General features: G+C 59.3%; 21 protein-coding genes. 11 read left to right on the forward strand and 10 right to left on the reverse strand.

Annotation, left to right across the window (positions count from 1 at the left end):
* Nucleotides 1-40 precede the first annotated feature (40 nt).
* Nucleotides 41-1,732 carry a methyl-accepting chemotaxis protein gene (locus AWB76_RS42770; protein ID WP_061163028.1) on the forward strand — a complete coding sequence of 564 codons (1,692 nt, stop codon included), beginning with the start codon at nucleotides 41-43 and terminating at the stop codon, nucleotides 1,730-1,732.
* 322 nt (nucleotides 1,733-2,054) lie between these two features.
* Here AWB76_RS42770 and AWB76_RS26185 read toward each other — a convergent pair whose 3' ends face one another.
* Entirely contained in the window at nucleotides 2,055-2,660 is a 606-nt protein-coding gene (locus tag AWB76_RS26185) for an LOG family protein (protein ID WP_061163029.1), read from the reverse strand.
* A complete protein-coding gene (locus AWB76_RS26190) occupies nucleotides 2,638-3,276 on the reverse strand; it encodes an FMN-dependent NADH-azoreductase (protein ID WP_061163030.1) in 639 nt (212 codons plus the stop codon). The genes AWB76_RS26185 and AWB76_RS26190 overlap by 23 nt, the downstream gene beginning before the upstream one ends.
* Nucleotides 3,277-3,559: 283 nt before the next feature.
* On the opposite strand from AWB76_RS26190, the gene pdxR reads away from it, so the two are divergent.
* The 4 genes from pdxR to AWB76_RS26210 all read left to right on the forward strand — a co-directional run bounded on the left by pdxR (nucleotide 3,560) and on the right by AWB76_RS26210 (nucleotide 6,714).
* Nucleotides 3,560-4,981: a MocR-like pyridoxine biosynthesis transcription factor PdxR gene (pdxR, locus tag AWB76_RS26195; RefSeq protein WP_061163031.1), complete on the forward strand. Its 1,422-nt coding sequence runs from the start codon at nucleotides 3,560-3,562 to the stop codon at nucleotides 4,979-4,981.
* Nucleotides 4,982-5,102: 121 nt separating this feature from the next.
* Complete coding sequence (locus AWB76_RS26200) at nucleotides 5,103-5,561, forward strand: carboxymuconolactone decarboxylase family protein (protein ID WP_061163032.1); 459 nt, start codon at nucleotides 5,103-5,105, stop codon at nucleotides 5,559-5,561.
* 30 nt (nucleotides 5,562-5,591) lie between these two features.
* Nucleotides 5,592-5,903, forward strand: a complete 312-nt coding sequence (locus AWB76_RS26205) for a DMT family transporter (protein ID WP_007589321.1) — start codon at nucleotides 5,592-5,594, stop codon at nucleotides 5,901-5,903.
* Nucleotides 5,904-6,087: 184 nt separating this feature from the next.
* On the forward strand, nucleotides 6,088-6,714 hold the full coding sequence (locus AWB76_RS26210; protein ID WP_061163033.1) for a cysteine hydrolase family protein: 627 nt from the start codon (nucleotides 6,088-6,090) through the stop codon (nucleotides 6,712-6,714).
* A 458-nt stretch (nucleotides 6,715-7,172) separates the two neighbouring features.
* Here AWB76_RS26210 and AWB76_RS26215 read toward each other — a convergent pair whose 3' ends face one another.
* The 4 genes from AWB76_RS26215 to AWB76_RS26225 all read right to left on the reverse strand — a co-directional run bounded on the left by AWB76_RS26215 (nucleotide 7,173) and on the right by AWB76_RS26225 (nucleotide 8,843).
* A complete protein-coding gene (locus tag AWB76_RS26215) occupies nucleotides 7,173-7,358 on the reverse strand; it encodes a hypothetical protein (protein ID WP_061163034.1) in 186 nt (61 codons plus the stop codon).
* Entirely contained in the window at nucleotides 7,342-7,446 is a 105-nt protein-coding gene (locus AWB76_RS43100; protein ID WP_074171419.1) for an FMN-binding negative transcriptional regulator, read from the reverse strand. The genes AWB76_RS26215 and AWB76_RS43100 overlap by 17 nt, the downstream gene beginning before the upstream one ends.
* A gap of 66 nt (nucleotides 7,447-7,512) precedes the next feature.
* Nucleotides 7,513-8,133 (reverse strand): LysE family translocator, encoded by a 621-nt coding sequence (locus tag AWB76_RS26220; RefSeq protein WP_061163051.1) that lies wholly within the window; start codon nucleotides 8,131-8,133, stop codon nucleotides 7,513-7,515.
* A 14-nt stretch (nucleotides 8,134-8,147) separates the two neighbouring features.
* A complete protein-coding gene (locus tag AWB76_RS26225) occupies nucleotides 8,148-8,843 on the reverse strand; it encodes a B3/B4 domain-containing protein (protein WP_061163052.1) in 696 nt (231 codons plus the stop codon).
* 42 nt (nucleotides 8,844-8,885) lie between these two features.
* Between AWB76_RS26225 and AWB76_RS26230 the strand changes: the two genes are divergently transcribed.
* From AWB76_RS26230 to tnpC, 5 genes are all read left to right on the forward strand, one after another.
* Complete coding sequence (locus AWB76_RS26230) at nucleotides 8,886-9,485, forward strand: helix-turn-helix domain-containing protein (RefSeq protein WP_061163035.1); 600 nt, start codon at nucleotides 8,886-8,888, stop codon at nucleotides 9,483-9,485.
* 224 nt (nucleotides 9,486-9,709) lie between these two features.
* Nucleotides 9,710-10,513, forward strand: a complete 804-nt coding sequence (locus AWB76_RS26235; protein WP_061163053.1) for a hypothetical protein — start codon at nucleotides 9,710-9,712, stop codon at nucleotides 10,511-10,513.
* A gap of 127 nt (nucleotides 10,514-10,640) precedes the next feature.
* Nucleotides 10,641-11,069 carry an IS66-like element accessory protein TnpA gene (gene tnpA / locus AWB76_RS39430; protein ID WP_074171420.1) on the forward strand — a complete coding sequence of 143 codons (429 nt, stop codon included), beginning with the start codon at nucleotides 10,641-10,643 and terminating at the stop codon, nucleotides 11,067-11,069.
* Nucleotides 11,069-11,422, forward strand: coding sequence for an IS66 family insertion sequence element accessory protein TnpB (tnpB, locus tag AWB76_RS26240; protein ID WP_061163036.1), 354 nt, complete (start codon nucleotides 11,069-11,071; stop codon nucleotides 11,420-11,422). Before tnpA ends, tnpB begins: the two co-directional genes overlap by 1 nt.
* Nucleotides 11,423-11,512: 90 nt before the next feature.
* Entirely contained in the window at nucleotides 11,513-13,090 is a 1,578-nt protein-coding gene (gene tnpC / locus AWB76_RS26245) for an IS66 family transposase (RefSeq protein WP_061163037.1), read from the forward strand.
* A 275-nt stretch (nucleotides 13,091-13,365) separates the two neighbouring features.
* On the opposite strand, the gene AWB76_RS26250 is transcribed toward tnpC, so the two are convergent.
* From AWB76_RS26250 to AWB76_RS26265, 4 genes are all read right to left on the reverse strand, one after another.
* Nucleotides 13,366-13,629 carry a hypothetical protein gene (locus AWB76_RS26250; RefSeq protein WP_061163038.1) on the reverse strand — a complete coding sequence of 88 codons (264 nt, stop codon included), beginning with the start codon at nucleotides 13,627-13,629 and terminating at the stop codon, nucleotides 13,366-13,368.
* Complete coding sequence (locus AWB76_RS26255; RefSeq protein ID WP_061163039.1) at nucleotides 13,626-14,048, reverse strand: NUDIX domain-containing protein; 423 nt, start codon at nucleotides 14,046-14,048, stop codon at nucleotides 13,626-13,628. Before AWB76_RS26255 ends, AWB76_RS26250 begins: the two co-directional genes overlap by 4 nt.
* 372 nt (nucleotides 14,049-14,420) lie before the next feature.
* Nucleotides 14,421-15,542: a sensor histidine kinase gene (locus AWB76_RS26260; RefSeq protein WP_061163040.1), complete on the reverse strand. Its 1,122-nt coding sequence runs from the start codon at nucleotides 15,540-15,542 to the stop codon at nucleotides 14,421-14,423.
* 207 nt (nucleotides 15,543-15,749) lie between these two features.
* Entirely contained in the window at nucleotides 15,750-17,669 is a 1,920-nt protein-coding gene (locus AWB76_RS26265) for a hybrid sensor histidine kinase/response regulator (RefSeq protein ID WP_061163041.1), read from the reverse strand.
* 216 nt (nucleotides 17,670-17,885) lie between these two features.
* Here AWB76_RS26265 and AWB76_RS26270 point away from each other — a divergent pair.
* Nucleotides 17,886-18,219, forward strand: a 334-nt coding sequence (locus AWB76_RS26270) for a DUF2934 domain-containing protein (RefSeq protein WP_157696227.1), incomplete at its 3' end; no start/stop codon positions are given.

Here is an 18,219-nt window from a genome sequence, read left to right on the forward strand (position 1 = left end):
GACCGGCAGCCTTTTGCGAAAAGCGCTTGAACCAAAAACTATGAAGAACCTCACGATTCGAGCGCGACTCGCGCTTACTATGGCCTTCCTCGGCTTGATTTTGGCGCTTTCGGTAGGTTTTGGCCTTTATGGCATCAGCGCGATTCACGCGTCGGCGAAAGACATCACTGCGAACTCTCTTCCCGCGGTCAACGCGCTCGGGATCTCGAGCAATTACATCGCACGCGCGCGACTCGCGCTCGATCGCTACGCGCTGGATCCGTCAGATGCTGATGCACCGGGACTTCCAGCGCGCGCCAGTGGTTTCATGCGCCAGTCAGACGAGTGGTACAGCAAATATGACGCGATTCCACGCGGCGCCGATGAGGACGCTCTGGCGAAGGCAGTCGTCGATGCGAGGGCGGACGTGCGACAGAACGTCGAAAAATTTAGCGCTGCAATTCAAGCGGGTGACAAGGAGACCGTTACGCGCCTCGCGTACAAGGACCTCCCTGCGTCATATACCCGAAGCATCGAGGCGTTCGACAAGTTGAAGGCGTTCCAACTTACAGACGCGGCGCGCCAAGAGGCAGAGAACGAAGCCCGTGCGGCGACACTGCGCAACCTGGGTCTTGTCGCGCTTTTTATGGGAATCGCTGCAGCGGCGGTTGGCTGGCTCGTCTTGCGCCGTGCCATCATGACGCCGCTTGGTGAAGCGCTGATGCACTTCGAGCACATTTCAAGTGGCGATCTCACGCAAGAAGTGACGATCAACAAGCGCGATGAGATGGGTCAGTTGCTTGCCGGCGTTGCCGCCATGAAAGACAAGTTGGCCGCTACTGTCGGAAGCGTCCGGTCGAGCAGCGAAGCGATCGCTAGCGCCAGCAAGCAGATCGCCGCAGGCAATACGGACCTGTCGTCGCGTACCGAGGAGCAAGCGGCATCGCTTCAAGAAACTGCCGCGAGCATGGAAGAGCTCACCTCCACGGTCAAGCAGAATTCTGAGAATGCCAAGCAGGCGAGCGGGCTGGCGGACAACGCCAACGTCGTCGCGAACGAGGGCAGTGCGATCGTCGGACAGGTCGTTGAGACGATGGCTAGCATCGAGCAGAGTTCGGCGAAGATTGCTGAGATCATCGGCATCATTGAAGGTATCGCCTTTCAGACCAACATCCTTGCACTCAACGCCGCCGTGGAAGCGGCTCGCGCCGGCGATCAAGGTCGGGGCTTTGCCGTAGTGGCGAGCGAAGTTCGCAGCCTTGCACAGCGCTCATCCTCAGCGGCGAAAGAGATCAGGGAGTTGATCGAGACGTCTGGCGGCCGCGTGCAGGCCGGAACGGAACTCGTCGCGAGAGCAGGCGAAACCATGCAACGCGTCGGCAGAGCGATCCAGCGTGTCACCGACATCATGGGCGAGATCGCCTCGGCGTCGAACGAGCAGAGCCGTGGCATAGAGCAAGTGAATCAAGCCATCTCGCAGATGGACGAGGTGACGCAGCAGAACGCGGCGCTTGTTGAGGAAGCAGCGGCAGCCGCAGGTTCGATGGAGGACCAGGCGAAGCAACTGACTGCAGCCGTCGCCGTTTTCCGTACCGGCCACGCGAAGCAGCCAGTGAGCCACCGAGGACTTCCCACGCCGCGGGCTACGTCGGCAAAAAAGAGCGCGCCGACGACCGGTGCGTTGAAGCCGTTGGCTGCGCCAAAGCCGTCAGCAGTGGCGGAAGCGGCTGAAGGCGACTGGTCGAAGTTCTAGCCTGATCGCCGTTTGGAGGTAGCGTAGGCCGTATTAAATCTGTCACCGTTGCGACAGTAAATGTGTCACTTGAGGAATACTCGATGCTCCGAGGTCTATAGAGACTCGTTGGGCAAGGGTTTCGACGACGCAAAATAAAAGAGTCACTGGCTAGGCGATTGGACTCGCGCTCCGCTACGCATGCCGCCGCAGACCCCCGTCGGGCGGCTCGCGGCCACAAGCGGTCGTACAGTTCCTCCGCTCTTAGGTCATGCGAGTGCCTCTTCGAGACTCGTAAGCGGCCGTCCGATCATATTCATGATGTAGATGATGGTCTCATCAGCTAAATCCATTTGGGTACATCGATACGTGACTGACGACGTAACGACTCAATCAATTCGTTTGGGTCGCTATGGATAGCGATGGATTCACGATGTGCGAAAGGCAGAAATCTCTGCTCAACCAAGTGATCGATGAAACCCATGAAGGGCATGAAGAAGTTCGCAGTGTTCAACAGACCCAAAGGCTTGTCGATTTCCTGCAACTGGTTCATCGTCCAGGCTTCCATCACTTCTTCAATCGTTCCGATTCCTCCGGGCAGTGCAATGAATGCGTCAGCAAGCTCGACCATCCGCTCCTTGCGCTTTCTTAGCGTGGATGCGATCTCGCATTGAGTTAGCGCCGAATGCGAATGGCCGCGCCGATGCAGGTTTTCTGTGATGACGCCGTGCACCTGGCCTCCCGCCGATATTGCCGCATCGGCTACGACACCCATCAATCCTTTGGTCGTCCCACCATACACTACCTTTATGCCCACACCTGCCAAGGCCAGGCCGAGCTTGCGTGCGTCCTGTGCGTATTGTTCAGAAGCACCGAAGTTCGAGCCGCAGAAAACGGCGATGGCGTTGATTGTGCGCGACAGCGTTTCAGTCGAGGTTTTCTCTGGCATGCTGAAGCTCAAGAGAGTTGAAATGGGACGTGAGCGCTTGATCGGCCACGCGACGGGCGAGTTCCACGGACTCCGCGCGTGCGCCAGTCCCTTCTACTGAGAAGAAGCGCAGATTGTTGAGTCCGATCGACGCCAGAAAGGCTTTCAGATAGGGCGTCAGGAAATCCAGCTGATGAGCGTTCGTTCCGGAAAAGCGTCCGCCGGACGCTACCGCGATGTACACAGGTCGATCGCGCAGCATGCCCTTCTTGCCCGAGGTTGCCATGGTGAACGTCCTTCGCGCACGAACCACATGATCGATCCACGCCTTAAGGGAGGACGGCACGCTGAGATTGTGCATGGGCGTTCCGATGACGACTACGTCCGCCCGCTCAAGCTCCACGATCAACTCGTCGGACATGGCGGACGACCCCTTTCCGTAGGGTCCCGCATCGTTTGAATGCTGCATGAACGCATAGTCCGCATCGACGTGCGGTAGCGCTCCATCACCAAGTCTGCGGACGACCAGTTCGGCCTTGGGATTTCTTTGAAAAAGCATCTCGACGATTTTCCTCGAAAGCCTTTGACTCTCTGAAGACTCTCCCCGTGCACTGAATGTGAGATGCAGGATGTTCATCTAAGTGGTTCCCAAAGTTCCGTTTCAAGGCAGCGGTGCTGTGTTCTTCTGATGCGCCTGGATCGCTTGATGAAGGCGTCGCGTGGGAATACTCTAACGAGGGGATGGTTTAGCTAACAGAACCAAGAATTGAGTTTTCGTATGGACCATCACGACGACGTCGAATTGAATAGCGGACAATGCCGAAGCGGCAGACAAAACTGTCACTGCTGCGAACAGCATGAGACGCCTGTTTCGCATGCCATGGTTCAATCCTTTTTCAGACGCGCAGACGCGACCGCTCATGGTCAAATTGAAAACATCGATTGTTTCACCGCTCGATCCAACCGCGGAGACTCCGCTTTATCGCCAGATCTATGAACGTCTCGTGGCGGTCATCGCGGATGGCACGCTCAAGCCCGGCGACCGAATACCCTCCGCGCGCGCCCTGACGACCGAACTGGGTCTGGCCCGGGGCACGGTGAATACTGCGTATGAGCTATTGGCCGCCGAAGGGTATGTCGTCTCGCGAGGTCAGGCGGGAACCATCGTCACGCCCGGCCTCCGAGAACGGATTCCAACACGGGAGGTGCAGCCAAAGTTGAAGGCCGTGCCAGAAGCCCCCAGCTTCCGACCCGATTCCATCTTGCCTTTCCAGATGGGCTTGCCTGCACTCGACATGTTTCCACGAAAAATTTGGGCCCGGCTGGGCGCGAACCGGATTCGTGCCATGCAAGCGTTCGACATGATTCACCCGCCGGTGTGTGGCCTGGAAGAGCTTCGCGGGGCTATCGCGACATACCTTCAGGTCGCGCGCGGGATTAAGTGCGCGCCAACACAGGTGTTCGTAACATCAGGCTATCGTCAGTCGATCGAACTCATCTCTCACGCGCTATTCCACGCGGGCGATCAGGTGTGGTATGAAAATCCGGGGTACCCGCCGACCCGGCAGTTGATCGGTATGCTCAATCTGAGCGGAGTTTCCATTCCGGTGGACGAAGAAGGAATAGATGTTGCCTGCGGCATTGAACTTGCGCCGCGCGCGCGGGCGGTGATCGTGACTCCCGCCCATCAAAGCCCTTTAAGCGTAACACTTTCGTTGCCCCGCCGTCTGGCCTTGCTGGAATGGGCTGCGCGAAACAAGGGATGGATCGTCGAAGATGACTACGATGGCGAATATCGCTATGTCAGCCGGCCCTTGCCAGCGCTGAAAAGTCTTGATGGAAACGAAAGAGTCCTTTATGCGGGCACCTTCAGCAAGGTGCTGATGCCGAGCCTTCGACTCGCGTATCTGGTCGTCCCCGACACGCTCGTCGAACGCTTCGAGCAGGTCGTTCAAACGCTTGGCACAGGCACGTCCCACCTCGTTCAGGCAATGGTGACATCGTTCATGAGAGAGGGGCACTTTGCACGACATATTCAGCGAATGCGCAGGCTATATGCCGAACGACGCGATGCAACGGTTGCAGGTCTTGAAAGCGCTCTGGGTGACTATGTGGACATCGATGCACAACCTGGTGGGATGCATCTGATCTTGCGTTTGCGTGGTCGCCGGTCGGACCGCCGGCTCGTTGCGAGTATGGGTGAAAACGGCCTGTACGCCGAAGCACTTTCGGATTGGAGCGAGGGACGGCAAGTCGGATCGGCGCTGCTCGTCGGCTTCACGAACGTTGACAGTCAGGCAACCGCGGCGCAACTCGGCAAGCGAATCCTGGCGCTGATGTGACCGGGTCGACACATGCGCCAAGAATCATGGCATAGCGCGGATGCAAGTTCATGGTCCTTTTGAACTAGACCAAGGTGAGACAAGATGAAGCCTCTTTAACGATCGATCAGAGGGATTCTTGATGACACAACGCATCAACTACAGCAAGGCGTCGCCGGACGCGTATCGGGCGTTCGGTGAAGTACATTCGATACTTCAGAAATGCGGCCTTGCGAAGGAGCTGATCAACCTCGTGTACTTGCGCGTCTCGCAGATCAATGGCTGTGCTTTCTGTATCGATATGCACACGCGAGACCTGAAGAAGCTCGGGGTATCGGAGGAAAAGCTCACCCTTCTACAGGTCTGGCACGACGCCGGCACGCTGTACAGCGCGCGCGAGAAAGCAGCGATCGCCTGGGCGGAAGTGGTCACGGATGTGGCGGCAACGCACGCTCCCGATGACGCTTATCAAGCGGCGGCGGCCGAATTCAATGACAAGGAACTCGCCGACCTCACCTATGCGATCAGCCTGATGAACGCTTTCAATCGTCTTGGCATCGCCTTCCGCACCGTTCCCGCCGCAGCTTACGCTAAAGCCTGACATCGCGCACCTTGTACGGAGTTTTCACTGATGGCATGGCTACTACTTAGCCTGGCAGGCGTGCTTGAGATCGCTTTCGCCTTTGCGATGAAGGCCTCAGACGGCTTCACGCGACTGACGCCCGGGCTGCTTACGGTCGCGACCGGGCTGTCGAGCGTGATTCTGCTCTCCGTGGCGCTTCGTACAGTGCCGGTCGGGACCGGCTACGCCGTGTGGACCGGAATCGGGGCGGCGGGTACGGCAATTCTTGGTATCGCTTTGCTCGGAGATTCGGCCGCACCGTTGCGGGTGTTTTTCATTCTGCTGATTCTCGGTGGCGTGATCGGACTCAAGTTTGCATGAGCGCGCTCGATACGCCTGTGACCGCCGACCTGACGAAAGTCGGATCAATTTCTTTGACACAGTTGTTCTCATGACACGTGTAAAAAAGGCAGCAGCCGTACAGATCGCCCGCTAATTCTATTTTCAGCAAGCGCCGGCGTCGCCTCTGGCCGGTTCGGCTCGCAGTTCAACAGCGGAGATTTCGATGACCAGCTACGACCCCAAGATCACAGCAGTTCTTTGCGTGGATCTGTACAACGACTTTCTGAGTGACGGAGGCAAGCTATTTCCGTGGATCAAGGACATCGCCGCAGAGAACAACATGATGGAGAACCTTCGGACGATCGTACGAACGGCGCGTACCTCCGGCCTCACGATTTTTCACGTACCGCACCATCGTTGGGAGTCGGGTGACTACGTGAACTGGAAATATCCGTCGCCTTACCAGCTTGGTGCGGCTGAGCGTCAAGCCTTTGCAAAGGGAACATGGGGCGGTACGTTTCACGATGAATTTCAGGTGCAACCAGGCGACATTGTTGCGACTGAGCACTGGGCATCCAGCGGCTTTCCAAATACCGATCTGGACCAACTGCTTAAAAGGAACTACAAGGAAAAGATCATCCTGATTGGACTGCTTGCGAACACCTGCCTTGAAGCGACGGGCCGCATCGGGATGGAACTTGGCTATCACGTAACTCTCGTTCGGGATGCGACCTCTGCGCGTTCACATGAAGCACTTCGCGCTGCCATGGATATTAATGGCCCCACCTACGCCCATGAAGTATTGACAACCAGGGAATTGATCGCTGCCATCACAAGCAATGCGACATGAGAGACTCGCTGTGAGTGGCGGCGCCGGTAATGTCCAGGATCGGCATGCGCGGACCATCACCGGATTCCGCAGTGCGGAAGGCCTGCGCGGGCTTTGTCACGTTCACGGAAGCTTTCGTTTGCCCGAACGCACGCAGATCTTTCTGTCCTCCTGCCTTTGAGCGATCGCCTCACGAAGGGACGTTCACGAGCAACCCTGGGCAGCCGTTCGGATGACCGCTGCTGCTCGGTTGCCGCCGGCTGGACGACGCTGTGCGACCGGTGTGTAGCCCACTTGCGCTTAACCGCTCGATTGCCCAGTGCATGGACCAGAGGTCGCGTTGGCGCCTGTTTTCCGAACGGGTGATGCGCGAGCGGGCCGACGGCAAGACCACGACAGAGGCGAAGCACAACTCCATCTTTAGCCCTGCCGCCCCGAGTCCTCGATAGGCATTCAGCGCCTAGCGTGACGTAGCAAGCTCAATCAACCTTCCCGGCGGCACGGGCAAGCATCGCGTCACCGATTTGCTGGTTTCCGCGAGACACGAGTATTTCGGCAGGACCACGGATGTCGCGCGCATCCTTATGCTGACCCAGTTTGCGCTTTCCGACCAACTGCGTGAATTCGACTTCGAGCCCAACGATTCCATCAAGCATTCTTTCCATGCGTTACGAGCGCCGCGAACGGGTGCTGGGCGATCAGCTGCTGCAGGACTTCAGTGTCGGATTGGTTGAAGTGATGAGGTATGTACATAGCGGTTCTCGTGACACGGACCTGGGACGGAACGCACGCGGTCGGCGTTCTGAGAATGATGAAGAACTAGCCTTCTCGATTCGCGGCGGCGACGAGGATGCCGAGCACGAGCATCGTCGCACCGGATAGCCGAGCCATGAGTCGCTGTCTTGCGACTTTGGCGGTACCCGAGCCGGCAACGCGGTGCGCCGCAAAGACGGCCACGAGATCGACCGTACTGTTCAGCACGATGCACGTCGTTCCGAGCATGATGAACTGAGGCGCGAGCGCATGATCGGCGGACAGAAACTGCGGGATGAACGCCAGGAAAAACAGCGCCGTTTTGACATTGAGCGCCTCGACGATGATCCCGTCTCGGAACGCCTTTCGCACGCCTGTCTGTCGCTGCGCCGATTGATCATCTGCTGGCGCTTTCGACGCGAGCGTGCGAATGCCAAGGTAGACCAAATACGCGGCGCCGATGTACTTCACGAGGGCGTAGGCTTCAGCCGATCGAGCGATGAGCATCGAGAGACCGAGTGCGGCACAGAAAACGTGAATCATGCCGCCGATGGCCGCGCCCATCGAAGAGGCGATGCCCTCGGCTTTGCCCCCCGCGACAGTACGCGCGACGACATACGCGATACCAGGACCGGGAACGACCGCTAATAACAGGGTGGCAACGAGGAACGAGGCGGACGGAAGCATGTGAAAAGTCCGCATCACTCAATGTGCGCGCCAATCAGGCGAGTGTCGATCGCGGCATCAGGCATCAGCAAACGCAGGCCATCGACGAGCGCGTCGCCAGCTTCGTTCAGCGAGTTGATCGGCATCTCGGGCAGACTTTCGAGAACGAACCACATCTGCTTGGCATCGGCAGTCAGTCTGGTCCTCACGCCTTGCCGCCAGTTCCAACGGCGACAAGTAGCGCCAACATCATCGCGCCATACGACTTCGCACTTCTCCGGTGCTTCAAGGGCCGGCACACCGCCTTTGATCGTGTCGAACTCTTCCGTGCCGTCGGCGATCACCAGTCGAGGCATCCCGACATACGCCTCAAAATTCTCGCCGCCTACAGGAATCGCATATTTCAGGCTGACGGCGTTGTACAAATCGACGACTGGATCGATGCTCGGCAAGCTCCCGACCTTCAGCGTCCGCTTGCGCAGCGCATCGGCGGAACAGGCGGTGCGCTGCGGCTTGGCGCCGAATTTCCTGAACACGTCGGCCCATGCGGAAAGATGCGCGTCGGCCCATGCGGGGGCGCCTGGTGCGATGGACTGGCACGCTGCTTCGAGCGCTTGCTTACCGAGGTCGGGCCTCACCATCCGCGATGCGCTGACACTAATGCTCAGCGCACGAAAGCCCGGAGCGAGCACCGCAATCTCGCGGGCGATTGACGGGAGGACGGTGCGCATAGAGAATCCGTTGGTGACCATTTTGGAACATCATATCGACCAATGACCAAAAAAGTCAATATATCGACCGAAGCCGGTGCCAACGTTCAGGCGGTGAGTGAGGCGGTCGCGATTCGCCTCAGGGAATACCGCAAGCAGCAAAAGCTGACGCTGGACGCGCTGTCGCGGCGGTCGGGAGTGAGCAAAGGCATGCTGGTCGAGATCGAAAAGGGTTCCGCCAATCCCAGTATCGCCATTCTCTGCAAGCTTTCGGCGGCGCTTGGCGTGTCCGTAGCGGACATCGTCAACGTGGCCAGTTCACCTGCTCTGCACCTCGTCGAGAAACAAAACATCCCGACATTGTGGACGGGGCCGAAAGGCGGTGCTGCGCGGCTGCTCGCCGGCACGAGCGGGCCGAACATGATCGAGCTATGGCGCTGGGAAATGCAACCAGGCGAAGTCTTTGAATCCGCTGGCCACCCCGAAGGAACGTTCGAACTGATTCACGTCGAGCAGGGGCAGCTGAAAATTGCGGTGAACGAGACTGAACTTCTGATTCCCGCTGGCTGCTCTTCGGTAGCACGGACCGACGCGCCACACCGGTACGCGAATGAAGGCAAGTCAAAGCTGATCTTTACGATGACCGTTTTGGAGCCTCATTAGTGTGACGCTCGTGACGCGATTTAAAGCGCCAAGGGGTCTACGCAGCGATGTCCGCAGGTTTTCGTTAACGGTCATCCTTGCTGCGTCATGCTCGAAGTCGGCTTCGGGTCGGTTTGCTGCGTTCGCCGTCGGCCTGGACTCGGTCATGGAGTACTTCGCGCTTGCCGTGTCCTCGACAGGACACACGACCACGTGGGACTATGCGAAGGCACTGGGAGGTTTCAATGACTGACCGCGATCCGTTGCATCCATTACGTCCGCTCCTGAAGAATTGGGTCTGGGAGCATGGCCGCATCGGTACTCGCTATCTGGACTGCACCGATGGTGAAATCAAGTTTGATGAAGGTAAGAAATCGCGCTTTGCGGCCGAAAAATATGTCTATGTGCCGCTCGATAAGGACGCTGATGAGGATGCGTCTGCGGCTGGCCCTGTGATCCAGGAAGCGGGACTTGCTCGGTTCTTACGGGCAGCGCAGTCGGGCAAGCCAGAAGACGCCGGCTCTGTGGCGGAAGTCCAGCGTGCAGTTCAAGACTGCGTCGAACTCGGGCTCTGCAGCGCATATCAGTTGGATGCACGTAAGGCATTGGCCCGCTATGCGCAGGAGCCAATGTTCGAGGACGAAATCCGCGCGGCGGTTGTCGCTGATGTTCGGCGTATTTACGCGGCCACGCGGGGGCAACTGGCACTGTACGATTTCAGTGTGCTTTACGGCTTGCCCACGCCGCTGCTTATCAGTGAAACACCCTTCATCGACTGGCGCGTGCGCGCGAGTCCGGCGCTGCCGTTCGTATCACTTCCGCTTGGACCTTACTGCCTGTTGGTAGGCGCGGCGTCGGGCAGGAGCAGCCGCATTGGCCCGGTGGTCTGGAAGGCCGCTGCCGCACTGGGCCCGTTGAAGGACCACAACCGGAAAATTGCGGAGAACGCGCATTTGTGGCTGGTGGCGACCACTGACGACCAGCTCGTCGCTGTTCAAAGTCGCTTCGTTGTGGCCAAAAGCCCCAAGCCAGACGATACGACCCGCTGACTGAAGTCGGGGGGAAGCCACGGTCGGGAGCGGCCAAATCTGGGTAAGCGCTAAAACGAGCACACCTATCTTTGTCGGCTTCTAGGAGCGACCATTGCGTCCGCAACTCACATTGCGGACGCAGACCATGAGCGACGATGAGTTTGACTTTCTGCCACTTCGAGTCATTCGCGAGTGCTCCAACGGCAAACGACGATACGACCCTGACGGGAAGCGCCGACTGATTGAGGCGTGCTTGCGACCAGGAGCGTCAATCGCTGGGCTCGCACTTAGGGCGCAGGTGAACGCAAACCAGCTTCACAAGTGGATAAGGCTACAGGAGAAGGCAAACTCTGCTCGAGCGGTCGAGCCGTCAGCGGCGGCTTTCATCCCGGTCCTAGCTATTGAACCGGGCTCTGCGCCGCCGGCGTCTAGTCACAAGCAGTCAGCGACTGCCTCGCGACCAACGGCGCGCCTGTCAGCGCATCTGCCGAACGGGGTAACAGTCGAACTTGAGTGCTCACGGCATGATGCGACGCTTGTCGCGGCGTTGATAGCCGCGCTGGGAGAGCGTTGATGTTCCGGCTTGATTCCGACCTTCGCGTTTTTTTGCACCGTGAACCGATTGACTTTAGGGCGGGAATCAACAGCCTCACGGCGTTGGTTGAGCAGTCGATGCAGCTCGACCCCTTCGCTCGCGCCGTGTTCGCTTTCCATAATCGCAAACGCAACCGCGTCAAGCTGTTGTTATACGAACGCTCGGGCTTCTGGCTGATGTTGAAACGCCTCGAGGCGGACCATTTCGCGTGGCCATCCCGGAAGCAGCCCGTGATCGAGTTGACGACCGAACAGCTGCACTGGCTCTTGGACGGCATCGACATCGACGCGGTACGACGTCATCCGGCCCGGCAGTACCATCATACGAGCTGATGCGGCGCGCCTTCTCCGAGCGACGTTCCCGATAGCTGTTACAAATTTCCGTAAACCCATCGAGCGTTGCATTTGGCTACTGTGGGCGCCATGGATGAACGCGAATTCTCCCAATTGCCTCCTGCCGCGCAGGCTTACATTCGCGAGCTCGAGGCCCGCAACCGCCAGTTGGGCGAACGCGTACGCCATCTCGAGGAACAATTCCGGCTCGCGCAACACAAGCGCTTCGCGCCAAGCAGCGAGAAGCTCCAGGATCGGGTGTTCAACGAGGCCGAGCAGAACGCAATCGAGGACCTTGACGAGGACGTAGACGAACTCGACTTACCAGACACCGGTCTGCCGGAGGCGCCCAAGCCCGCTCGCCGCAAACGAGGACGCAAGCCTCTGCCTGCAGATCTTCCGCGTCAGCGAATCGAGTACGACTTGCCCGAGGAGCAGAAGATCTGCCCCTGCTGCAGCAACGCGCTGCATCGTATGGGCGAGGAAATCAGCGAACAACTGCATATCGAAGTAAAGGCCTCGGTCCTGCAGCACGTCCGTTTCAAATATGCTTGCCGTCATTGCGAACGTGTCGCTGAGCGGACGCCGATCCTGACCGCCCCGATGCCGGCTCAACCGTTGCCGGGCAGTCGGGCGAGCGCGGCCATGATCGCCACGGTGATGACGGGTAAGTACGTCGACGGCACGCCACTCTATCGGATGGAAGAGGCGCTCCGGCGTGCAAACATTCCGGTGGGCAGAGGCACGCTGGGGCACTGGGTCATCAAGCCAACGCAATTGCATCTCGACCGCCTGTACCAGGAGCTACGCAAGACGTTGCTGTCGCAGCCGCTGGTTCATGGTGACGAGACGACCGTTCAGGTGCTGAAGGAGCCGGGCAAGGCCGCACAAAGCCAGTCTTACATGTGGCTGTACCGCAGTGGGCAGGATAGCGAAGAGCCTGTAGTGTTGTTCGACTATCAACCCGGACGCGGCAAGCAATATCCCCAGGCGTTTCTCGCGGATTACAAAGGCATGCTGGTGACCGACGGGTATAGCGCCTGGCGAGCAATCAAAGGTGTGACCCACTTCGGCTGCCTTGCTCATGCGAGACGCGGATTCGTAGACGCGCTGAAGACGCAGAAGAAATTAGGCAAACGCGCGCAGCAAGCACTCGAATTCTTCCAGCGACTCTACCGCGTCGAAGCTCTCGCGCGAGAGAAACCTCCGAGCGGGCACACGCGTGTCAGTTATACCTTACGACTAAGACAGCAGCACAGCGTTGCGCTCCTTGAGGCATTCAAAGTTTGGCTAGATGAGCAAGCACCGCAAGTGCCACCCGAAAGCGCGCTGGGCGATGCCATCAACTACACGCTTAATCAGTGGGAGTATCTCAGCCGTTACGTCGGCGACGGGCAAGCCCCAGCGGACAACAACATCGCGGAACGGGACATTCGCCCGTTCGCCACTAGCAGAAAAGTTTGGCTCTTCAGCGACACGATCGCCGGAGCGAAAGCCAGCGCCGTCATCTACAGTCTCGTGCTTACATGCCGCGCGTGCAACGTCGAGCCATACGCGTACCTGCTTCACGTTCTGACCCAACTGCCTCAACGAGCACAAGACGCCGACATAAGCGACCTACTGCCATTTCGGTTCATGCAGTCTCAGGCTTCGACGAACGCCGCCTGAGCAAAAAAATCCACGCAAACGTCCCGCTTGCGCGTCAGCAGATTTGCAGCGAAAGGCGACATTCACGCGCGTGCCCGTGCACTCAAATTAGCGCTTACAAATCTGGTGCGGGTTGAGCCTCTGCGAAGCGGCAACGCTCCAATTCGGCCAAGAACCGACAGTCGCAAGGCGTAGCAAAGCGGCAGGTCATAGGCTCACTTCGGCCATTCGACGTCGAACAAACATCTGAGTCAAACACCCCAGGCGCTGATTCGTTTTGTCCGCTGATCCACTGACTATGAATCGAACAGATCATCGACGATCCGCCGCCCCGCGCTATAACCACCCATGAGCGCATCTGCTTCGCTGGGAAATGGCTTGCCTTGGGCTTCGCCAAAACGCAGGGGGGAGAAAATGGCTACCGCGGAACCAGCCTTGCAGATCCTCACCACGGCGACATATCCAACTTCTTCCGAAGCGGCCCGGCCGCCCCGCCAGTTGACGCCTGCCTCAACCGACACCTCGATGTCGAATCCTTGATATTGATATGTGCAGTTCATGGCGCCACATCTACGAGTTGCTCCGATATCCGTCGCAAACCCCCGTGTTCGACAGCGGCCACGTGTCGGAAGAAAAGCTCAACGATTCCCCGGGTCGGTACACTCGTGAAAAGCGTTCCGACCTTAACGGGCGCGAACCATTTGCATTTAGCGATTTCGTTGCTCGGCTGCGCAATCGATTGATACGCCACCTCGGCGAAGAATACATAGTGGAGCGTGTTGAAACCGTTGAACTGAAAAAGGTAAGTCAGTTCGGTCGCGGTGAGTGTCGTCTCCTCCTCCAGTTCACGCAGTGCGGCTTCGCGAGGCGTTTCCCCTCGACGGATTCGGCCGCCCGGAAGCGCCCAACGCGACCTTAGCCTCGCAACCAGCAAGATACGGCTGTCTCGGACACACAAAACGGTTGCCCTTTCTTTCATTGATGTCTGTCCGTTGATCGCATGACTCTAAAAGACCTCATCATAATTTAGCCTGTTGGTGACGTGTTTTTGGCCGCGTACGCTAACCTAAAATCGTGCCAATGCGGAGCTCGGAGGCCGCGGCAATCGCAACCGAAGGAAGGCGCGCACGCCGATAGCTACGGCGCGGCTCTGGTGCCTCGAGCTTCGCTTGTACCTCTTCGTTGCGCGAGAGTTTATCCAGACGGGCGCGATGACCAGGCTGGTTTCGAGAGAAGAGTTGCCTGTGCGCTCGGCCTCGTCACGGGCTTTGCCTGTCTGGGGCGTTGCAGTCGCCGCAGTGCCCGAGAAAGGCGGCAAGCGTCACGAGATGCCCTGGTCGCAGAGCGCTCCTTAGGTGACTGCCCGTCGGGGCAGGCTCACTGTAAAGGCTGTCTCCTGTGCGTCCGACCGCACGTCGATCTTGCCGCCGTGCGCCGCGGCGATCTGGCGGGCGATATACAGTCCGAGCCCGAGATTGGCGCCCTTCCGGGATCCGGCATCTGAGCCGCGCTGGAGGGGGTCGAATAGCCTTGGCAGCAGCGCGGGCTCGACGGGGGCGCCCGCATTTCTTACCTCGAACCGGACTTCCGTTTCGTCGCCCGTCACCACCACCCGCACTGGCAGGTCATTAGCGCCATATCTGATCGCATTCACGACCAGGTTGCCCAGTAGTTGCTGCAGGCGTGGACCGTCCCAAACACCGCGCAGGCTGACAGGCGCCTCCAGCACGATCTGGCGGTCGGGATGAGCCGCACGCAGCTGATCCGTCTCATCGGCAAATACCGCCGCAAGGTCGACGTCGGCTGGCACGATCCTGATTCCCAAGCCCAGCTCGGTGCGGTTGAAATCGCACAGATCGTCGAGCAACGCCTGCATCCGGGCACCAGTTCGGATCAGGCGGTTGGCGGCAGCCGATACCCCATCACCGGCATTCATCCTTGCGAGATAGGCAGCCGTTGCCTGGATGGTCTGCAGCGGGCTGCGCATGTCATGGCCGAGCATCCCGAGGAACAGGTTGCGTGCCTGCTCGACCTCCGCACTGAAAGAACGGATCGATTCGGCAATCGCCTGGTCGATCGCTTCATTGAAACGGATGATGTCATCGAGATGGGGCGCTTCAGGCTGGCAATCATCCATCCACAATTCAAGCACGCTGGCGCGCAGCGCGCGGTACTCGGCGGCCAGCTGATTAATGTCGAAACCGCTTTGCGCACGCAGAATGGCGTGCGTTTGGGCCGCCGTATGCGGCGCATCGGCCAGCTGCGGGGCCCGCCCCCATGCTTTCTGTGATTGCGCTTCCGCGGTCTGCCAGGTCGACAGGTCGGCCACCATGGCCTCAAGCAGCGGCCGGGCATGGTCACGCAAAGCCAGCGAATCCATGCTTGCCGCCGCAGGCAGCAATGTCACGGCGAATGCCTCCCATTGCGTCAGGATGCGCTCCATATCGCGCAGGATGAAATCAGCCAGTCGCATGTCATTCCTTGAAAAAGCCAAACGGCTCTGGGGCTTCCCGGTTGCGGTTCGCCCGCGCGTATCTGCACCGGGTCCGTGGATGGGGTAACGACCAGCTGGAACAGCTATCGAAGACTTATCCGCCCCGATGATTCTATCAATGCAAGCCGCACTCACCATCGCCGCGTACCGCACGCCTCGCTCAAGGAACCTGCTACACCGCCGCCGCTACGTCGCCATGCCCAGCGCCCGCACGAGATCGGCCAGCCGGTACGGTTTGTGGATAAACGTAAAGTCGCTGAGATTTCCGTGCTGCGCCTTCAGAGCGGGAAGGGGATATCCCGAGGCAAGGACGATTCTGATATCAGGACGAAGGTTACGCGTGTAACGCGCGAGCTGGATGCCATCGATTCCGTCAGGCATCACGACATCGGTGAACAGGACACCTATGTCGTCGCGCCGACTCAACACATCCGTCGCCTCGGACCCGTTGCTGGCGGTCAGTACTTCGTAACCCAGGCTGTGAAGCAGTTGGGCCGTCGCGTCCAGCAGATTCTGCTCATCCTCAACCACCAGCACGGTATCCAGTGCCGGGCCAGTCGACGTGTCAGTGCCGCCAGAGGAGTCTTCCGCGACCGGCAGATAGATGCTCACGACCGTGCCTTGGCCTGGTTCGCTCTGGATCAGCACGTCGCCGCCCGACTGGGCAATGAAACCGTAGACCTGGCTCAGGCCAAGGCCGGTGCCCTTGCCGACCTCCTTGGTGGTGAAAAACGGATCGAAAGCACGCGCCGCAACCTCGGGCGGCATCCCCGAGCCGGTGTCCGCGACGGACACCCTGACATACGGGCCGGCCGCGAGCATCCCCACCGTCCCTTCGCCGAGTTCGACGTTCTCCACGTCGATGACAATTTTTCCGCCGTCGGGCATGGCGTCGCGCGCGTTGACGACCAGGTTAAGCAGTGCCGCCTCAAACCGGGCTACATCGAGCAGGACCGGCCCCGGCCGGGATTTCGCCCTTACCTCGAGCCCAATCGCGCCCTCGGCGGCCCGCCGGAGAATCGCCTCGAAGCCGCGGATCACCGCCGTCACATTGCATGGTTCGACCTTGAGCGGCTGCTGGCGTGCGAAAGAAAGCAGCTGCTGTGTGAGCGTCGCGCCACGGGCGACCGCGCGATGCATCGTTTCCAGCATGGTGAGACCGACATGGTCGTGGACGCGCTGCGAAAGCACCTCGAGTCCATTCGACATCACGGCCAGCAAATTGTTGAAATCGTGGGCGACCCCGCCGGTCAGCTGGCCCAGTGATTCCATCTTCTGTGACTGGAACAGCACAGCGTTGGCGCGCTCCAGCGCGTCCGCGGCCTGCTTGCGCTCGGTCACGTCGCGTATCACTTTCGCGAAGCCGACGAGCTTACCAGCTTCATCGCGGATAGCATCGACCACCACATGCGCCCAGAAGCGGCTGCCGTCCTTACATACCCGCCAGCCTTCCCGCTCGAAGCGGCCTTCTGCGGCGGCGGTTGACAGCGTCAGGGCGGGCAGGCCATTGGCTCGGTCTTCATCGGTATAAAAGCAAGAGAAATGCTTGCCGAGAATTTCGTCGCGCTTATAACCCTTGATGCGCTCGGCGCCGGCATTCCAGCTGGTCACCTCGCCGGTTGGTGAAAGCATGAAGATCGCATAGTCGGTGACCCCCTGAACCAGCAGCCGGAACTGCTCCTGGCTATCCCGTAACGCGTCCTGGGCGACCTTTCGCTCCGTGATGGCACGAGTGATCTTGGCGAAGCCGATGAGACGGTCCGCATCATCACGGATTGGATCGATGACCACGCTCGCCCAGAACTGACTGCCGTCCTTTCGCACCCGCCAGCCTTCATCCTCGAATGTTCCTTCGTTCAGCGCAGTTTGGAGCGCGAAAGCGGGACGACCGGCGATCCGGTCTTGCTCCGTGTAAAACGTGGAAAAGTGCTTGCCAATAATTTCATTCGCGGCATAGCCCTTGAAGCGCTGCGCTCCGGCATTCCAGGTTTTGACGCAACCGTCCGGGCCCAGCATGAAAATTGCGTAGTCCCTCACGCCTGCTACGAGAAGCCGGAAAGACTCTTCGTCGGAAATGCCCCCGATCGCCTGTGTGTAATTTGTCATGGGGTCTCTTTGGGCAGCGTCCGCTCAGCGGATTGTCAGGGGGAAATGCAAGGCCTTCGCAGAGCCCAAGTGGGAGCAAGACGCGCGCCACCGCGGTGGATCATACTCGGTTCAAGCCGCCCGCCGGATTGACTATGGAGACCGGCACGTTCGGCGGTCCACTATGGATCGCGCGACACAGCCCGACATTCAATAGGAAACGTCAGGAAAACCATCATGACAGAGCGACTGGTTGACGTAATGGACGGCAGTGGCAATGTCCTGCATACCTACCCGATTACGCTGGGCGAGTCGGGCAATGCTGACGATGCGGCATACCTGGCGAAGGCGCTGCAAGCGGCAGCAAGCGGCCATCTCGTGGCGGACGCTCAGCTCGGCACTCTCACTTCGAGGATGCACACCGGTCGTGGCGGTCAGATGGCGCCGTACGGCGACGACCTGCAGGGGAATTCGGAAACCAGAAAGGGTCTGGAGCAGGCCGTCCGGGAGCGCGCTTACCTGCTCTGGGAGAAGGAAGGACGCCCTGAAGGGCGTGCCGAAGAATTCTGGC

It is taken from the genome of Caballeronia temeraria, assembly GCF_001544795.2.
Lineage (GTDB): Bacteria > Pseudomonadota > Gammaproteobacteria > Burkholderiales > Burkholderiaceae > Caballeronia > Caballeronia temeraria.

Bases quoted from the DNA above. Each gene is read 5' to 3' on its own strand.
- AWB76_RS42770 (WP_061163028.1), top strand. From the start codon at position 41: ATGAAGAACCTCACGATTCGAGCGCGACTCGCGCTTACTATGGCCTTC.
- AWB76_RS26185 (WP_061163029.1), bottom strand. From the start codon at position 2,660: ATGCCAGAGAAAACCTCGACTGAAACGCTGTCGCGCACAATCAACGCC.
- AWB76_RS26190 (WP_061163030.1), bottom strand. From the start codon at position 3,276: ATGAACATCCTGCATCTCACATTCAGTGCACGGGGAGAGTCTTCAGAG.
- pdxR (WP_061163031.1), top strand. From the start codon at position 3,560: ATGGTCAAATTGAAAACATCGATTGTTTCACCGCTCGATCCAACCGCG.
- AWB76_RS26200 (WP_061163032.1), top strand. From the start codon at position 5,103: ATGACACAACGCATCAACTACAGCAAGGCGTCGCCGGACGCGTATCGG.
- AWB76_RS26205 (WP_007589321.1), top strand. From the start codon at position 5,592: ATGGCATGGCTACTACTTAGCCTGGCAGGCGTGCTTGAGATCGCTTTC.
- AWB76_RS26210 (WP_061163033.1), top strand. From the start codon at position 6,088: ATGACCAGCTACGACCCCAAGATCACAGCAGTTCTTTGCGTGGATCTG.
- AWB76_RS26215 (WP_061163034.1), bottom strand. From the start codon at position 7,358: ATGGAAAGAATGCTTGATGGAATCGTTGGGCTCGAAGTCGAATTCACG.
- AWB76_RS43100 (WP_074171419.1), bottom strand. From the start codon at position 7,446: ATGTACATACCTCATCACTTCAACCAATCCGACACTGAAGTCCTGCAG.
- AWB76_RS26220 (WP_061163051.1), bottom strand. From the start codon at position 8,133: ATGCTTCCGTCCGCCTCGTTCCTCGTTGCCACCCTGTTATTAGCGGTC.
- AWB76_RS26225 (WP_061163052.1), bottom strand. From the start codon at position 8,843: ATGCGCACCGTCCTCCCGTCAATCGCCCGCGAGATTGCGGTGCTCGCT.
- AWB76_RS26230 (WP_061163035.1), top strand. From the start codon at position 8,886: ATGACCAAAAAAGTCAATATATCGACCGAAGCCGGTGCCAACGTTCAG.
- AWB76_RS26235 (WP_061163053.1), top strand. From the start codon at position 9,710: ATGACTGACCGCGATCCGTTGCATCCATTACGTCCGCTCCTGAAGAAT.
- tnpA (WP_074171420.1), top strand. From the start codon at position 10,641: ATGAGCGACGATGAGTTTGACTTTCTGCCACTTCGAGTCATTCGCGAG.
- tnpB (WP_061163036.1), top strand. From the start codon at position 11,069: ATGTTCCGGCTTGATTCCGACCTTCGCGTTTTTTTGCACCGTGAACCG.
- tnpC (WP_061163037.1), top strand. From the start codon at position 11,513: ATGGATGAACGCGAATTCTCCCAATTGCCTCCTGCCGCGCAGGCTTAC.
- AWB76_RS26250 (WP_061163038.1), bottom strand. From the start codon at position 13,629: ATGAACTGCACATATCAATATCAAGGATTCGACATCGAGGTGTCGGTT.
- AWB76_RS26255 (WP_061163039.1), bottom strand. From the start codon at position 14,048: ATGAAAGAAAGGGCAACCGTTTTGTGTGTCCGAGACAGCCGTATCTTG.
- AWB76_RS26260 (WP_061163040.1), bottom strand. From the start codon at position 15,542: ATGCGACTGGCTGATTTCATCCTGCGCGATATGGAGCGCATCCTGACG.
- AWB76_RS26265 (WP_061163041.1), bottom strand. From the start codon at position 17,669: ATGACAAATTACACACAGGCGATCGGGGGCATTTCCGACGAAGAGTCT.